The following is a 15,353-nucleotide window of genomic DNA, read 5'->3' on the forward strand; positions in this document are numbered from 1 at the left end:
TATTGCATCGCGCTCAGTGACGCGCGCCGTTACGGAAGGCGCGCCAGTCTCGATTCGTTAAAAACGATTGTAAGTAGCCAGTCTCCGCCTGTCTAGCAACATACCGGATCATCGCGCAGTCTGTTGCAATTTTCCTGCCCTCGCCATCAGTAAAAACTGAAAATCCCCGCCGCCGCCGCCGCGAGTTGTTAACGCCACTCGCCAAACCACTGGTCAGATCACACTTTTATGGCTCAGAAAGAACACTGAACGACGCGAAATCGCTCAATTTTATGACGCGCCACACACATTTTGATTTCGCTATTTCTCGTTTATGTTCGTTAACGATAAATTTACATCACGTCCTCATTCAATAATTGGACGAGATGAAAAAAACTGTGCCCATAGGTCAGATGTATACCTGGCTGAACCTATAAACCAACAACCGCCGTTTTGCAGGACACCAACATTATGAGCCAAACCACCAGTCCGACATTAAAAGGCCAGTGCATCGCCGAGTTCCTCGGCACGGCGCTGCTGATCTTCTTTGGCGTAGGCTGCGTTGCCGCACTGAAACTGGCGGGCGCCAGCTTCGGCCAGTGGGAAATCAGCATCATTTGGGGCCTCGGCGTCGCCATGGCCATCTATCTGACCGCCGCCATTTCCGGCGCGCATCTCAACCCGGCGGTCACCCTCGCCCTGTGGCTGTTCGCCTGCTTCGACGGGCGCAAAGTGGTGCCTTACATCATTGCGCAGATCGCCGGCGCCTTCTGCGCCGCCGCCCTGGTCTACGGGCTGTACTACAACCTGTTCTTCGACTTCGAAGCGGCTCACCATATGGTGCGCGGCAGCAACGAAAGCCTTGAACTGGCCGGCATCTTCTCGACTTACCCTAACGCGCACATCTCCGTCGGCCAGGCCTTCCTGGTAGAAATGGTGATCGCTGCGATCCTGATGTGCCTGATCCTGGCGCTGACCGACGACGGCAACGGCATTCCGCGCGGCCCGCTGGCGCCGCTGCTGATCGGTATTCTGATTGCCGTGATCGGCGCCTCCATGGGACCATTGACCGGCTTTGCGTTGAACCCGGCGCGTGACTTCGGGCCGAAACTGTTCGCCTACCTGGCCGGCTGGGGCAAAGTCGCCTTCACCGGCGCGCGCGACATCCCGTACTTCCTGGTGCCGATCTTCGCCCCTATCGTCGGCTGTGGCCTGGGCGCTTTCGGTTACCGCGCGCTGATTGGCCGCCACCTGCCGTGCGACGTCTGCGTGACGGAAGAAGAGCCCGACGCCAAGACCCAGCAGCGTAAAGCGTGATGGGTGCAGTTTTAAACGGTTAACAACAGCAGGATAATTACCATGACTGTAGAAAAAAAATACATTGTCGCACTCGACCAAGGGACCACCAGCTCACGCGCCGTCGTGCTCGATCACGACGCCAACATCGTTGCGGTATCGCAACGCGAATTCCCGCAGATCTATCCAAAGGCCGGCTGGGTTGAGCATGACCCGATGGAGATCTGGGCGTCGCAAAGCTCGACGCTGGTAGAAGTGCTGGCGAAGGCCGACATCAATTCCGATCAGATCGCCGGTATCGGCATCACCAACCAGCGCGAAACCACCATCGTCTGGGAAAAAGAGACCGGCAAGCCGGTCTACAACGCCATCGTCTGGCAGTGCCGCCGCACCGCCGACATCTGCGAGAAGCTCAAGCGCGACGGCCTGGAAGAGTATATCCGTCACAACACCGGCCTGGTGGTTGACCCCTACTTCTCCGGCACCAAGGTGAAATGGATCCTGGACAACGTCGAAGGCGCCCGCGAGCGCGCCAAACGCGGCGAACTGTTGTTCGGCACCGTCGATACCTGGCTGGTGTGGAAGATGACCCAGGGGCGCGTACACGTCACCGATTACACCAACGCCTCACGCACCATGATGTTCAACATCCACGAGCTGGACTGGGACGAACGCATGCTGGAAGTGCTGGACATTCCGCGCGCCATGCTGCCGAAAGTCCGTCCTTCCTCCGAGGTATACGGCCAGACCAACATCGGCGGCAAGGGCGGCACGCGTATTCCTATCGCCGGTATCGCCGGCGACCAGCAAGCGGCATTGTACGGCCAGCTGTGCGTTCAACCGGGCATGGCGAAGAACACCTACGGCACCGGCTGCTTCCTGCTGATGAACACCGGCAAAGAAGCGGTGCGCTCGAAAAACGGTTTGCTGACCACCATCGCCTGCGGCCCGCGCGGCGAAGTGAACTATGCGCTGGAAGGCGCGGTGTTCATCGGCGGTGCGTCTATCCAGTGGCTGCGCGACGAGCTGAAACTGATCAGCGACGCCGCCGACTCCGAATATTTCGCCACCAAGGTGAAAGACAGCAACGGCGTCTATGTGGTGCCGGCCTTCACCGGCCTGGGCGCGCCCTACTGGGATCCGTATGCCCGCGGCGCCATCTTCGGCCTGACCCGCGGTGCCAACAGCAACCACATCATCCGCGCCACGCTGGAATCCATCGCCTTCCAGACGCGCGACGTGCTGGACGCCATGCAGGCCGACGCCAACACCCGCCTGCAATCGCTGCGCGTGGACGGCGGCGCGGTCGCCAACAACTTCCTGATGCAGTTCCAGTCCGATATCCTCGGCACCCGCGTAGAGCGCCCTGAAGTGCGTGAATCGACGGCGTTGGGCGCCGCGTTCCTGGCGGGCCTGGCCATCGGCTACTGGAACGATCTGGATGAAGTGAAGAGCAAAGCGGTGATTGAGCGTGAATTCCGTCCAAGCATCGAAACTACCGAACGCAACTACCGCTACAGCGGCTGGAAAAAAGCGGTGGCTCGCGCGCAGGCGTGGGAAGATCACGACTAAACCCAGCCTTGCCGTTACCCCAAAATTGCGCTGCCTGCGGGCGGCGCTTTTTTTTGCCCCGCCCCGCCCCGCCGCGCTGTGATAGACTTTGCCGATATTTTCTTCCCTTTCTCACAGACAGGTTTGCCATGAAACGTGAATTAGCCATCGAATTTTCCCGCGTTACCGAAGCCGCCGCGCTGGCGGGCTACAAATGGCTGGGACGCGGCGACAAGAACGCCGCCGACGGCGCGGCGGTCCACGCCATGCGCATCATGCTCAACAAGGTGGATATCGATGGCCGCATCGTGATTGGCGAAGGCGAGATCGACGAAGCGCCGATGCTGTATATCGGCGAGCAGGTCGGCAGCGGCCAGGGCGACGCGGTCGACATCGCGGTCGATCCGATCGAAGGCACCCGCATGACCGCCATGGGCCAGTCCAACGCGCTGGCGGTCTTGGCGGTGGGCGATCGCGGCACCTTCCTGCACGCGCCGGACATGTACATGGAGAAGCTGGTGGTCGGCCCGGCGGCGCGCGGCGCCATCGATCTCAATCTGCCGCTGGCGGAGAACCTGCGGAACGTCGCCGCGCGGCTGGACAAACCCTTGTCACAGCTGACGGTCATCGTGTTGGCCAAACCGCGCCACGACGGCGTCATCGCGCAGATGCAGCAGTTGGGCGTGCGGGTGTTCGCCATTCCTGACGGCGACGTGGCGGCCTCCATTCTCACCTGCATGCCGGAAAGCGAGGTCGATGTGATGTACGGCATCGGCGGCGCGCCGGAAGGGGTGATCTCCGCCGCGGTGATCCGCGCGCTGGACGGCGACATGCAGGCGCGTTTGCTGCCACGCCATGAAGTGAAAGGCGACAGCCCCGAGAACCGCCGCCTCGGCGAGCAGGAGCTGGCGCGCTGCCGTGAGATGGGGATCGAAGCCGGTCAGGCGCTGCGTCTGGATCAGATGGCGCGCAACGACAACGTCATCTTCTCCGCCACCGGCATCACCAAGGGCGATTTGCTGGAGGGCATCAGCCGCAAGGGCAACATGGCCACGACCGAAACGTTACTGATCCGCGGCAAGTCGCGCACCCTTCGCCGTATCCGTTCGACCCACTATCTGGATCGCAAAGACCCGGCGCTGCACGAGTTTCTGCTGTAACGAAACAGGGCGCCGAAGGGCGCCCTGATGATTGATGACAAACCTCATGCCCTTGCCGGGTTGACAGAGAGCAGCAAATAGAAAACAAGGAAAATCAATTCATTGATTTTCGGCTGATCCCCGCAAAGGGGGGGGAAACCACGCTTTTTCTCCCCTTTGTCAACGGAATGAGGGCGCCGAATGGCGCCCTGTCGTTATGCGGTGTGTCCCTGATGCTGCATCCGGTTGGACAGCGGCCACCAGCACAGCAGGATCAGCACCGCCATCGCGAACATCAGCAAACCGAGGCTGAACTGCCCGGTTTGCGGCAGCATGGCGGAAAGCCAGGTCGCCAGACCGGAGCCCATGTTCTGCATGCCGCCCACCAACGCGCCCGCCGCGCCGGCCAGATAGGGAAACGGCTCCATCGCCCCGGTGGTCGCCAGCGGGAACAGCATGCCGGCGCCGAAGAAGAACAATGCAGCCGGCACGATCAGCGTCCAGATGTTCATCACGCCAAACCAGCCCGGGATCCACATCATCGCTCCCGCCAGCAGGCAGCTAATCACCGAATGCCACATCAGGGTGTGGAAGGTCTTGCCGTCGCGCCCGGCGTACCAGGCGCCGAAAAACGCCGCCGGGATCGGCAGAATGAACAGGATGCTGACGGTCAGGCCGCTCAGCCCCAACACACCGCCCATCAACACGCCGCAGCTGGCTTCAAATACCGCAATCCCCGCCAGCGCGCCGATCAGCATCACCAGATAGCAACTGAAGGTGCTGTCGCTCAACAGCTGGCGGAAACTGGCCAGCATGCGGCGTTTTTCTGTCTGGACCGGACGGGTCTCCGGCAGCCAGCGGAACATCGCGAAGGCGACGCAGGCGCACAGCGCCAGCAGGAAGGCGTAACAGGCTCGCCAGCCGAACACCATCGCCAGCGCGCCGCCGATCACCGGCGCCAACAGCGGGCTGACCAAAATCCCCATATTCAGCAGGCTGTTGGCATAGCGCAGCGCGGTGCCGGCATACAGATCGCGCGGCATGGTGCGCGCCATCACGCCCGCCACGCCGGTGCCCATGCCCTGGATGGCGCTGGCGGCGACCAGCATCGTCAGGTTGGTGGACAGCAGCGCGCCCAGCGCCCCCACCAGGAAGATCATCATGCCGGTCAGGATCACCGGACGACGCCCGATACGATCCGATATCGGCCCGTAAATCAGCTGGGAGAAACCGTAGGTCAGCAGATACGCCGCCATCACCCGCTGCACGGCGCCGGTGCGCACCGACAGATCGTGAGCGATGTCAGCAATGACGGGAACATAAATGGTTTGCGCCATCTGACCGACGGCGACCAACAGGATAAGCATCACCAGCAGGTGAAAGTTCTCTAGTTTTCTCATTATCTTCGTTAACGTTTCAACTCGTCACAGCGTCCCGGTATGGCCGTTGCAGCAGCCAGAACGGCGAGCAGCCCTCTATGGCGGCATAAGCTAATCAAATCTGATTTTTTTAGCGAGTTTCAGACAAATATTGATCCAGGTCACACTGGCAGCAAACCCGACCAGGCTCGTAAATTAAACTGTACGTCTAACGCTTTGGGGGTAAAAATTAGCGCGTTTGCAGTAGCTGCGCTTTAGCATTTAATCGATAATTATTTTCATCAACTTGAAATAAAATAACACCATAGGGATTTGGTTCATGAAAACACCTGAGCTGATTTTATTGCAGTTAAAGGCTCTCGGCCCGCACTCCGCCAAAATGCTGGCGGAGCGTCTGGACATCACGCCGATGGGCATCCGACAACATCTGCAATCCCTGGAAAAACGTGAGCTGGTTTGTTACGAAGAAGCGCGCAGCAAGGTCGGCCGCCCGACGCGCTACTGGTCGCTGACCGAGCGGGGGCACGCCTACACGGCCGACGATCAGGAGCGACTGCGGGAATCCGCGCTGCAGCTGTTTGGCGGCGCCGGCGTGGAACCGTTGCTCATCGCGCGCGAAGAGCAGCTTTATCTGCGCTATGCCGAAGAGCTGTCCGCCGAGCGCAGCCATCAGGATCGGCTAACCCGCCTGGTTCGCCTGCGGCAACACGACGGTTACATGGCCGAATTGCTCGATCATCCGCACGGTGCGCTGCTGGTGGAAAACCACTGTCCGATCGGCGTGGCCGGTTCCAACTGCAGCAGCCTGTGCAATTCCGAGCTGCAGCTGTTTCACCGCCTGTTCGGCAACGACTACCGGGTAGAGCGCACCGCGCACGCCATTTCCGGCTCACGACATTGTGCTTATTTGATTCGACCACGGGAGCTTTAGAGTATGGCTGAATGGGTAAACGGCAAGGTTACGCAGGTAAAACAATGGACCGACGGGCTGTTCAGCCTGGTGGTCAATGCCCCCATCGATCCTTTCACCGCCGGGCAATTCGCCAAGCTGGCGCTGGAGATCGACGGTGAACGGGTGCAGCGCGCCTACTCCTACGTCAATGCCCCCGATGACGCCAACCTGGAGTTCTATCTGGTCACGGTGCCGGAAGGTAAACTGAGCCCGCGCCTCAATCAGCTGCAGCCGGGATCGGACCTGATGGTGACCAAAGAAGCCGCCGGCTTCTTCGTGCTGGACGAGGTGCCCGACTGCGACACGCTGTGGATGCTGGCGACCGGCACCGCCATTGGCCCCTATTTATCGATTCTGCAGCAAGGCGCCGGCCTTGAGCGCTTTAACAACCTGGTGCTGGTGCACGCCGCGCGTTTTGCGCGCGACCTGAGCTACCTGCCGCTGATGCAGCAACTGCAGCAACGCTACAACGGCAAGCTGCGCATCCAGACCGTCGTCAGCCGTGAAGAGACGCCCGGCTCACTGACCGGCCGTGTACCGGCGCTGATCGAGGACGGCCGACTGGAAGCGGCGATCGGCTTAGCCATCGACGCCGAAACCAGCCACGTGATGCTGTGCGGCAACCCGCAAATGGTGCGAGATACGCAGCAAACGCTGAAAGACCAACGCCAGATGCGCAAGCACCTGCGCCGCAAGCCGGGCCATATCACCAGCGAACACTACTGGTAACCCGGCGGGGATCAGCGGAACTTCACCGGTTCGGCTTCCGGGCCGAACCGGTTGTCTCCCGGCGTGCCGACGAAGGCACCCAAATCGATCATCATCATCACGATAATCAGCGTCGGAATGAAACGCCCGACGCCCCATTGCCAGATCGGCGCCAGCATCTGCCAGTTCCCCGCCGCCAGCATCCACGCCAGGATCAGCAGCAGCGCCCACCAGCCGGCCTTGTTGCGATCGTGCAGGCGCTTGACCAGCACCGCCGCCGTCGGCCACAGCAGCGCCACGATAAAGAAAGCGATGGATTGGATGGCGATCAGCTGATAGTTGGCCAGCGTAAACGCCGCCGCCATCAGCACCAGCCACAGCCCCATCCAGATCCAGAAGTCGCGCCGCCCGATGCGGCCCTTAAAAGAAAAACACCACTGTTGTAACGTCATCGATTCCTGCGCTCTAAGCCTGCCCATATTCTGCGCCGCAGTGTAACATAGGCGCTGCCGGGCCGAGTTTTCCGCCTCGCATAACGCGGCGCGCCGCACAGCTTTCTCGTCAGCGAACCGATAATGGCGTGGGATCTTTGACAAGGCCTGCGGGTTATCGCTTTAATCGGAGCCATCTTTGTCCTTGATGCCATACGCCATGCTGAGAAAAACCCTCGCCATCGCCTGCCTGCTGCAGGCCGCCGCCAGCGCCTGGGCCGAACCGCCCGCCGCCGAAGCGAAGCCGACCGCGCCTTACCTGCTGGCCGGCGCGCCGACGTTCGACCTGACGGTGATTAAATTCCGCGAAAAGTACAACCGCGATAACCCGAAGCTGCCGATTGGCGAATTCCGCGCCATTCCCGCCGCCGAAGACGATTCGCCGCTGCTGACGCGCGCCGCCAGTAAACTCAACGAAAACCTGTACGCCTCCACCGCACTGGAGAAAGGTACCGGTAAAATCAAAACGTTGCAGATCACACATCTGCCGCTGCAGCAGGCCAATGAAGAAAAAGCCGCGCGCGCCATCGCCATCAACTACATGGCGGCGCTGATGCGTCAGTTCGAACCGGCGCTGACGGTGGAACAGAGTCAGAACAAGGTGAACAGCCTGCTGGAAAAAGGCAAAGGCTCGCGTTTTTACCAACAGCAGGTCGGCGCCATTCGCTATGTCGTCTCGGACAACGGCGATAAAGGGGTCACCTTCGCGGTTGAACCGATTAAGCTGGCGCTTTCCGAGCCGTAACGGCGCGGCATTTAATGACGAAAAGCAAAGCCTTCGCGCTTAATGATCTCTATACTGTTGGGCAGGTAAACTGCCGGTCCGGCAGTTGTCATTTCGACTCTCGCGTTCCCTAGTTGGAGGAAAAAACATGCGTCATCCATTAGTTATGGGTAACTGGAAGCTTAACGGCAGCACCCACATGGTCAACGAACTGATCGCCGGTCTGCGCAGTGAGCTGAGCAGCGTTGACGGCTGTGGCGTCGCCATCGCCCCGCCGGTGATGTATCTGGATCAGGCCAAGCACGCGCTGGCCGGCAGCCGCATCGCGCTGGGCGCGCAGAACGTGGACGTTAACCTGTCCGGCGCCTTCACCGGTGAAGTTTCCGCCAACATGCTGAAAGACGTCGGTGCTCAGTACATCATCATCGGCCACTCCGAGCGTCGCACCTACCACAAAGAAAGCGACGAAGTGATCGCCGAGAAATTCGCCGTGCTGAAAGAAGCCGGTCTGATCCCGGTGCTGTGCATCGGTGAAACCGAAGCGGAAAACGCAGCGGGCAAAACCGAAGAAGTGTGTGCGCGCCAGATCGACGCCGTACTGAAAACGCTGGGCGCACCGGCGATGAAAGGCACCGTGATCGCCTATGAGCCGGTCTGGGCCATCGGTACCGGCAAATCCGCCACCCCTGCGCAAGCGCAGGCCGTGCACAAATTTATCCGCGATCACATCGCCAAACACGATGCCGCGGTCGCCGCTGAAATCATCATCCAGTACGGCGGTTCGGTGAACGACAAGAACGCCGCAGAGCTGTTCTCCCAGCCGGACATCGACGGCGCGCTGGTGGGCGGCGCCTCGCTGAAAGCCGACGCTTTCGCCGTGATCGTCAAAGCCGCTGCCGCAGCGAAAAAAGCCTGATTGTCTTAGGCTTGCCATAAAAAAACCCCGGCTTGCCGGGGTTTTTTATTGCCGCTCAAACGGGATCAGCGTTTGCTTATCTCGTCGAAGACGCCGCCGGTGGCGAAATGCACCTTCTGCGCTTCGGTCCAACCGCCGAAGGTGTCATCCACGGTGAACAACTTCAGCTGCGGGAACTGGCCGGCGAACTTGGCCGCCACCGCCGCATCGCGCGGGCGATAATAGTGCTGCGCCGCGATAGTCTGCCCTTCCGGCGAATACAGATACTTCAGGTAGGCGGTCGCCACGTCGCGGGTGCCGCGTTTATCGACCACCTTATCCACCACCGACACTGTCGGTTCGGCCAGAATCGATTCGCTCGGGGTGATTATCTCGAACTTGTCTTTGCCCAGCTCTTTCTCCGCCAGCAGCGCTTCGTTTTCCCAGGCGATCAGCACGTCGCCGATGCCGCGCTCAACGAAGGTGTTGGTCGAGCCGCGCGCGCCGGAATCCAGCACTTCTACGTTCTTGTACAGGTCTTTGACGAACGCCTGCGCCTTGGCCTTATCGTTGTTGTTGTGATGCAACGCGTAGCCCCAGGCGGCGAGGTAGTTCCAGCGGGCGCCGCCGGAGGTTTTCGGATTCGGGGTGATCACCGACACGCCCGGCTTGATCAAGTCAGGCCAGTCATGAATTTGTTTCGGGTTGCCTTTGCGCACCAGGAAGACGATGGTCGACGTATAAGGCGCCGAGTTGTCCGGCAGGCGTTTTATCCAGTCTTTCTCAATGCGCCCGCGTTCGGCGATGGCGTCGACGTCATAGGCCAACGCCAGCGTCACCACGTCGGCCTCGATGCCGTTGATCACCGAAGTCGCCTGTTTGCCGGAGCCGCCGTGCGACTGACGCACCGTCACCTTGTCGCCGGTTTCCGCCTGGTAGTGCTTGCTGAATGCCGTGTTGTAAGCCTGATAGAACTCACGCGTCGGATCGTATGACACGTTCAGCAACTGAATATCCTTCGCCATGGCGCCGGACGCCAACAGCACCAATGTCAGACCTACACCCCATTTACGCATCGACAGGCTCTCCCAGAAAATTAACGCAACCTCAATCGGTTGATTTAGCATCAGAGCCTGCCAGAAACTTTCCCGGCAATTAAAGAATAAAAAATTTTGGGCTAGATGATTCTGGAATATGTCACCGGCGAGCATAAAAAAGCCCCCGCAAGCGGAGGCTTTCGGCGCGCGGTGAGCGGCGAATCAGTACAGCTTTTTCGCCGTTTCCAGCCAGTCGCCCTTGAACGGACGCTTCATGTTTTCGATCGCGTCGATGATGTCGTGATGCACCATCTTTTCGTTCTGGATACCGACGCAGCGGCCGCCGTAACCCTGCAGCAGCAGTTCGATGGCGTAGGCGCCCATGCGCGAGGCCAGGATGCGGTCATAGGCGACCGGTGAACCGCCGCGTTGAATGTGGCCCAGCACGGTAGCGCGGGTTTCACGCTTGGTTTCCTGCTCGATGTGGCGCGCCAACTCATCGATGTCGCAGATGTGCTCGGTGATCGCTACGATGGCGTGCTTTTTGCCCTTGGCGATACCGGCCTTGATTTCGCACACCAGATCTTCGCGATTAAATTCGATTTCAGGCAGCACGATGAATTCGCAGCCGCCGGCAATCGCCGCCGCCAGCGTCAGATCGCCGCAGTAACGGCCCATCACTTCCACGATAGAGATGCGCTGGTGCGACGAGGAGGTATCGCGCAGGCGGTCGATCGCTTCCACCACGGTTTCCAGCGCGGTGAAGTAACCGATGGTGTAGTCGGTACCGGCGACATCGTTATCGATGGTGCCTGGCAGGCCGATGCACGGGAAGCCTTCTTCCGTCAGGCGTTTGGCGCCCATGTAGGAACCGTCGCCGCCGATCACCACCAGCGCGTCGATACCGCGATTCTTCAGGTTTTCAATCGCCTTGGCGCGCACGTTTTCATCCCTGAATTCCGGGAAGCGGGCAGAGCCGAGGAAGGTGCCGCCGCGATTGATCATGTCGGACACGCTATAGCGGTCCAGCTGCTCCATGCGATCTTCGTACAAGCCAAGGTAGCCATCGTAAATACCAAAAACTTCCAGACCTTCTGAAAGCGCAGAACGCACAACGCCGCGGATTGCAGCGTTCATACCCGGCGAATCACCGCCGCTCGTCAGTACACCGATTTTCTTGATCATGACTACCTCTGAACTGTGTAGATGCAATTTCTTAAGAATTCTGTCTCCGCCGATCGTCTTGAAACCTCTCCGGCTGCAGAAAACCAGCTTTACGGCTTATTGCTGGATATTATATCAAAAACACCCAGCTGAATTGATTCAAGTCACGCAATATAACGGTTAAAACACCGCATGGCACGCTGAGCTAACTCAGATATTCATGATAATACGTTGCGCTATGCCTCTATATGATTATAGCTCCCAATGCCCCTGCCTACCCGGCGGCACCACGGAGCACGGATCCAGGTGAATGATGACGTCCGCCCCTGCAAAACGTTGCCGCAGGGCTTGTTCCACCTGATCGGCCAACCGGTGCGCCTCGCGCAGCGGCAGCGTGTCCTCCATCTCCAGATGCAGCTGGATGAAACGCGTCGGCCCCGACTGACGCGTGCGCAGATCGTGTGCGCCTTTCACGCCGGGCCAGGAGGAAACCACGGCGATAATCGCCTGGCGCTCGTCATCCGGCAACGCCCGATCCAACAGCGACTGCACCGCTTCATAGCCCATGCGCAACGCGCTATAGAGGATGTAAACGCCGATGCCCAGCGCGAACAACGCATCCGCCCGTTGGAAGCCGTACCAGCTTAGCCCAAGAGCGATAAGAATAGCACCATTCATCATGACATCTGACTGATAATGCAGCATATCTGCGCGTACGGCCTGACTGCGCGTTTTTCTGACCACCCAGCGTTGATAGGTGACCAGAATCAGCGTGCTGACCAACGCGATCACTGTCACCACGACCCCGACGCCGGGATCGCGCAGCGTTTGCGGCGCATACAGGTGCTGGAAGCCGGTGAGGAACAAAAACAGGGCGGAGCCGGAAATAAACATGCTCTGCGCCAGCGCCGCCAGCGATTCCGCTTTACCGTGGCCGAAGGTGTGCTCGGCATCGGCCGGCTGTAGCGAATAGCGCACCACCAGAAGGTTGGTCAGCGAGGCGGCGATATCGACCAACGAATCCACCAGCGCCGCCAACAGGCTGACCGAACCGGTGTGGTACCAGGCGACGATTTTGATCAACAGCAGCGACGACGCCAGCGCGGTTGCGGCCAACGCGGCGGACTTTACCAGGCGTGCATAGCGCTGTTCCATAAGGGGCCCCGGCCAAAAGGTGTGGCGCTCAATATAGCGAAATGTCGGATAAAAAAAACCCCGCCATCATGGCGGGGAAGACAGGGATGGTGTCTATGGCAAGGAAAAACAGGGGACTACTCAGTCGTACTTCACTTCTGGGCAGAAGCTTGCTGCAAACCAGAAATTTGTTGCTCCATCTGCTGCATGCGCTGCTGATGTTTCTGGTCTAAAACACTTTTTTGCTCTGGCGTCAGCAGGTTATACATTTGGTTGCGCACCCGGGCCATTTCGACCTGGCGCTTGACCTGCTGTTGGGCCATCTTTTCCGCCTGGGCGTACACGGCGGCTTCGTCAAATTTCTCTGCGGTCACCAGTTTATGCATGGCTTCCATTTCAGCTACATTGACACCAGGCAGATCGTGCCGGGCCTGGCGCATCAAATCGCGCATTTGCTGGCGCTGCTGTTCGCTGAGGCTGACACCGTCGAACATATGGTGCTGGCCGGGTATTCGGGTCATCGCGTCGTTGCCGGGAGGTTGGGCTGTGTCCGGTATAGTGTCGGCAGCGAAGGCAGCGGTCGAACCAATTGCCAGCAGTGATGCCATAACTAATGCGGTCACCTTACGCATTTCAACTCCTCAAGCTTTCTCACTTTGCGAATCAACGAGGAGCAGTGTACCGCCACACCTGAAAACCTGCGTCAGTGCATGTAAAACTACGTAAAGTCATGGAATGGCAACAGTTGATGACGTATTTTGCGTCTGGAGGTAAATCATAATGAACAAGATTCTGTTAGTTGACGACGACCGCGAGTTGACCTCGCTGTTAAAAGAACTGCTTGAAATGGAAGGTTTTAATATCGTCGTCGCGCACGATGGCGAGCAGGCGTTGTCGCTGCTGGACAGCTCCGTCGATCTGCTGCTGCTCGACATCATGATGCCGAAGAAAAACGGCATCGATACGCTGAAAGAACTGCGCCAACATCACCAGACGCCGGTCATCATGCTGACCGCGCGCGGCAGCGAGCTGGACCGCGTGCTGGGCCTGGAGCTGGGCGCCGATGATTACCTGCCGAAACCCTTCAACGATCGCGAGCTGGTCGCGCGCATTCGCGCCATTCTGCGCCGTTCCAACTGGAGCGAACAGCAGCAACACGTCGACAGCGGCGCCCCGACGCTGGATGTCGATGGCCTGCAGCTGAACCCCGGCCGCCAGGAGGCCAGCTTCGACGGCCAGGTGCTGGATCTGACCGGCACCGAGTTCACCCTGCTGTATCTGCTGGCGCAGCATCTCGGCCAGGTGGTGTCGCGCGAACTGCTGAGCCAGGAAGTGCTGGGCAAACGCCTGACTCCGTTCGATCGCGCCATCGACATGCACATCTCCAACCTGCGGCGTAAGCTGCCGGATCGCAGAGACGGGCACCCGTGGTTCAAAACCCTGCGCGGACGTGGTTATTTGATGGTATCTGCAACATGATCAACAGTTTGACGGCACGCATCTTCGCCATTTTCTGGTTTACGTTAGCCCTGGTGCTAATGCTGGTGCTGATGGTGCCCAAGCTCGACTCCCGCCAAATGACCTCGCTGCTCGACAGCGAGCAGCGGCAGGGGTTGATGCTGGAACAGCACGTCGAGGCCGAGCTGCAAAACGATCCGGCCAACGATCTGATGTGGTGGCGCCGCCTGTTCCGCGCCATCGACAAATGGGCGCCGCCGGGCCAACGCCTGCTGCTGGTCACCAGCGAAGGCCGGGTGATCGGCGCGCAGCGCAACGAAATGCAGATCGTCCGCAACTTCATCGGCCAATCCGATAACTCGGATCATCCGAAGAAGAAAAAATACGGCCGCGTCGAGCTGGTCGGGCCGTTCGCGGTACGCGACGGCGAAGACAACTACCAGTTGTACCTGATCCGTCCCGCCAACAGCCCGCAATCCGATTTCATCAACCTGATGTTCGACCGGCCGCTGCTGCTGCTGATCGTCACCATGCTGATCAGCGCCCCGCTGCTGCTGTGGCTGGCCTGGAGCCTGGCGAAGCCGGCGCGCAAGCTGAAGAACGCCGCCGATGACGTGGCGCGCGGCAACCTGAAGCAGCATCCGGAGCTGGAGGCCGGTCCGCAGGAGTTCTTGGCCACCGGCGCCAGCTTCAACCAAATGGTCAGCGCGCTGGAGCGCATGATGAACGCGCAGCAGCGGCTGATCTCGGACATCTCGCACGAGCTGCGCACGCCGCTGACTCGCCTGCAGCTGGCCACCGCGCTGATGCGCCGCCGCCACGGCGAAGGCCATGAACTGGCGCGCATCGAAACCGAAGCGCAGCGGCTGGATTCGATGATCAACGATCTGCTGGCACTGTCGCGCGGGCAGCAGAAGGGCGAGCTGGCGCGCGAGCAGTTGAAGGCCAACGAACTGTGGGCCGACGTGCTGGACAACGCCCGTTTCGAAGCGGAACAGATGGGCAAGCAGTTGGAGATCGCTGCGCCGCCCGGCCCGTGGACGCTGTTCGGCAACGCGAGCGCGCTGGACAGCGCGTTGGAAAACATCGTGCGCAACGCCCTGCGTTATTCGCACACCCGCATCGCCGTGGCGTTCAGCGCCGACAATCAGGGCGTGACCATCCAGGTTGACGACGACGGCCCCGGCGTCAGCGCCGAAGATCGCGAGCAGATTTTCCGCCCGTTCTACCGCACCGATGAGGCGCGCGACCGTGAGTCCGGCGGCACCGGCCTTGGCCTGGCGATCGTCGAGGCGGCGGTCAATCAGCATCGCGGCTGGGTGAAGGCCGAAGACAGCCCGCTTGGCGGTCTGCGGCTGGTGCTGTGGCTGCCGCTGCATCATCAACGCCTATCGTCTAAGACAGAACAGTAAGAGTTTGCTATCCTGCGCCCCTCGTTCACGAGGG

Annotated in this window: 15 protein-coding genes; 9 read left to right on the forward strand and 6 right to left on the reverse strand. The window is 59.9% G+C overall.

Features of this window, described 5'->3' with window-relative positions; genetic code table 11:
* Positions 1-450: 450 nt before the first annotated feature.
* The 3 genes from ACP3TA_RS05140 to glpX all read left to right on the forward strand — a co-directional run bounded on the left by ACP3TA_RS05140 (position 451) and on the right by glpX (position 3,986).
* Positions 451-1,296 carry an MIP/aquaporin family protein gene (locus tag ACP3TA_RS05140; RefSeq protein ID WP_004931095.1) on the forward strand — a complete coding sequence of 282 codons (846 nt, stop codon included), beginning with the start codon at positions 451-453 and terminating at the stop codon, positions 1,294-1,296.
* 42 nt (positions 1,297-1,338) lie between these two features.
* Complete coding sequence (glpK, locus tag ACP3TA_RS05145; protein WP_025304664.1) at positions 1,339-2,847, forward strand: glycerol kinase GlpK; 1,509 nt, start codon at positions 1,339-1,341, stop codon at positions 2,845-2,847.
* Between the two features lie 128 nt (positions 2,848-2,975).
* Complete coding sequence (gene glpX / locus ACP3TA_RS05150; RefSeq protein ID WP_206196434.1) at positions 2,976-3,986, forward strand: class II fructose-bisphosphatase; 1,011 nt, start codon at positions 2,976-2,978, stop codon at positions 3,984-3,986.
* A gap of 194 nt (positions 3,987-4,180) precedes the next feature.
* Here the strand turns inward: glpX and emrD are convergent, their stop codons facing one another.
* Complete coding sequence (gene emrD, locus ACP3TA_RS05155; RefSeq protein ID WP_033645209.1) at positions 4,181-5,365, reverse strand: multidrug efflux MFS transporter EmrD; 1,185 nt, start codon at positions 5,363-5,365, stop codon at positions 4,181-4,183.
* A 298-nt stretch (positions 5,366-5,663) separates the two neighbouring features.
* Here emrD and ACP3TA_RS05160 point away from each other — a divergent pair, with 298 nt between their 5' ends.
* A complete protein-coding gene (locus ACP3TA_RS05160) occupies positions 5,664-6,275 on the forward strand; it encodes a helix-turn-helix transcriptional regulator (protein ID WP_033631328.1) in 612 nt (203 codons plus the stop codon).
* Between the two features lie 3 nt (positions 6,276-6,278).
* Positions 6,279-7,025: a ferredoxin--NADP(+) reductase gene (gene fpr, locus ACP3TA_RS05165; RefSeq protein ID WP_096242679.1), complete on the forward strand. Its 747-nt coding sequence runs from the start codon at positions 6,279-6,281 to the stop codon at positions 7,023-7,025.
* Between the two features lie 11 nt (positions 7,026-7,036).
* On the opposite strand, the gene ACP3TA_RS05170 is transcribed toward fpr, so the two are convergent.
* Entirely contained in the window at positions 7,037-7,456 is a 420-nt protein-coding gene (locus ACP3TA_RS05170) for a DUF805 domain-containing protein (RefSeq protein ID WP_016929710.1), read from the reverse strand.
* A gap of 199 nt (positions 7,457-7,655) precedes the next feature.
* Between ACP3TA_RS05170 and ACP3TA_RS05175 the strand changes: the two genes are divergently transcribed.
* The gene (locus ACP3TA_RS05175) at positions 7,656-8,240 is read left to right on the forward strand and encodes a DUF1454 family protein (RefSeq protein ID WP_033645207.1); all 585 of its coding nucleotides are present in this window, start codon (positions 7,656-7,658) and stop codon (positions 8,238-8,240) included.
* 127 nt (positions 8,241-8,367) lie between these two features.
* A complete protein-coding gene (tpiA, locus tag ACP3TA_RS05180; RefSeq protein ID WP_033652212.1) occupies positions 8,368-9,135 on the forward strand; it encodes a triose-phosphate isomerase in 768 nt (255 codons plus the stop codon).
* A gap of 65 nt (positions 9,136-9,200) precedes the next feature.
* Here the strand turns inward: tpiA and ACP3TA_RS05185 are convergent, their stop codons facing one another.
* From ACP3TA_RS05185 to cpxP, 4 genes are all read right to left on the reverse strand, one after another.
* On the reverse strand, positions 9,201-10,190 hold the full coding sequence (locus tag ACP3TA_RS05185) for a sulfate ABC transporter substrate-binding protein (RefSeq protein WP_033645235.1): 990 nt from the start codon (positions 10,188-10,190) through the stop codon (positions 9,201-9,203).
* Positions 10,191-10,373: 183 nt separating this feature from the next.
* Positions 10,374-11,336, reverse strand: a complete 963-nt coding sequence (gene pfkA, locus ACP3TA_RS05190) for a 6-phosphofructokinase (RefSeq protein ID WP_004931116.1) — start codon at positions 11,334-11,336, stop codon at positions 10,374-10,376.
* A 231-nt stretch (positions 11,337-11,567) separates the two neighbouring features.
* Positions 11,568-12,470, reverse strand: coding sequence for a CDF family cation-efflux transporter FieF (fieF, locus tag ACP3TA_RS05195; protein ID WP_033631333.1), 903 nt, complete (start codon positions 12,468-12,470; stop codon positions 11,568-11,570).
* A gap of 131 nt (positions 12,471-12,601) precedes the next feature.
* The gene (gene cpxP / locus ACP3TA_RS05200; RefSeq protein WP_004931122.1) at positions 12,602-13,081 is read right to left on the reverse strand and encodes a cell-envelope stress modulator CpxP; all 480 of its coding nucleotides are present in this window, start codon (positions 13,079-13,081) and stop codon (positions 12,602-12,604) included.
* A 148-nt stretch (positions 13,082-13,229) separates the two neighbouring features.
* On the opposite strand from cpxP, the gene cpxR reads away from it, so the two are divergent.
* Together cpxR and cpxA are read left to right on the forward strand one after the other, a co-directional pair.
* A complete protein-coding gene (gene cpxR / locus ACP3TA_RS05205; protein ID WP_129993678.1) occupies positions 13,230-13,928 on the forward strand; it encodes an envelope stress response regulator transcription factor CpxR in 699 nt (232 codons plus the stop codon).
* Entirely contained in the window at positions 13,925-15,319 is a 1,395-nt protein-coding gene (gene cpxA / locus ACP3TA_RS05210; protein WP_015379421.1) for an envelope stress sensor histidine kinase CpxA, read from the forward strand. The genes cpxR and cpxA overlap by 4 nt, the downstream gene beginning before the upstream one ends.
* The last annotated feature ends 34 nt before the right edge of the window (positions 15,320-15,353 follow it).

Source organism: Serratia sp. 2C06, assembly GCF_050037615.1.
GTDB classification, from domain to species: Bacteria; Pseudomonadota; Gammaproteobacteria; order Enterobacterales; family Enterobacteriaceae; genus Serratia; species Serratia ureilytica.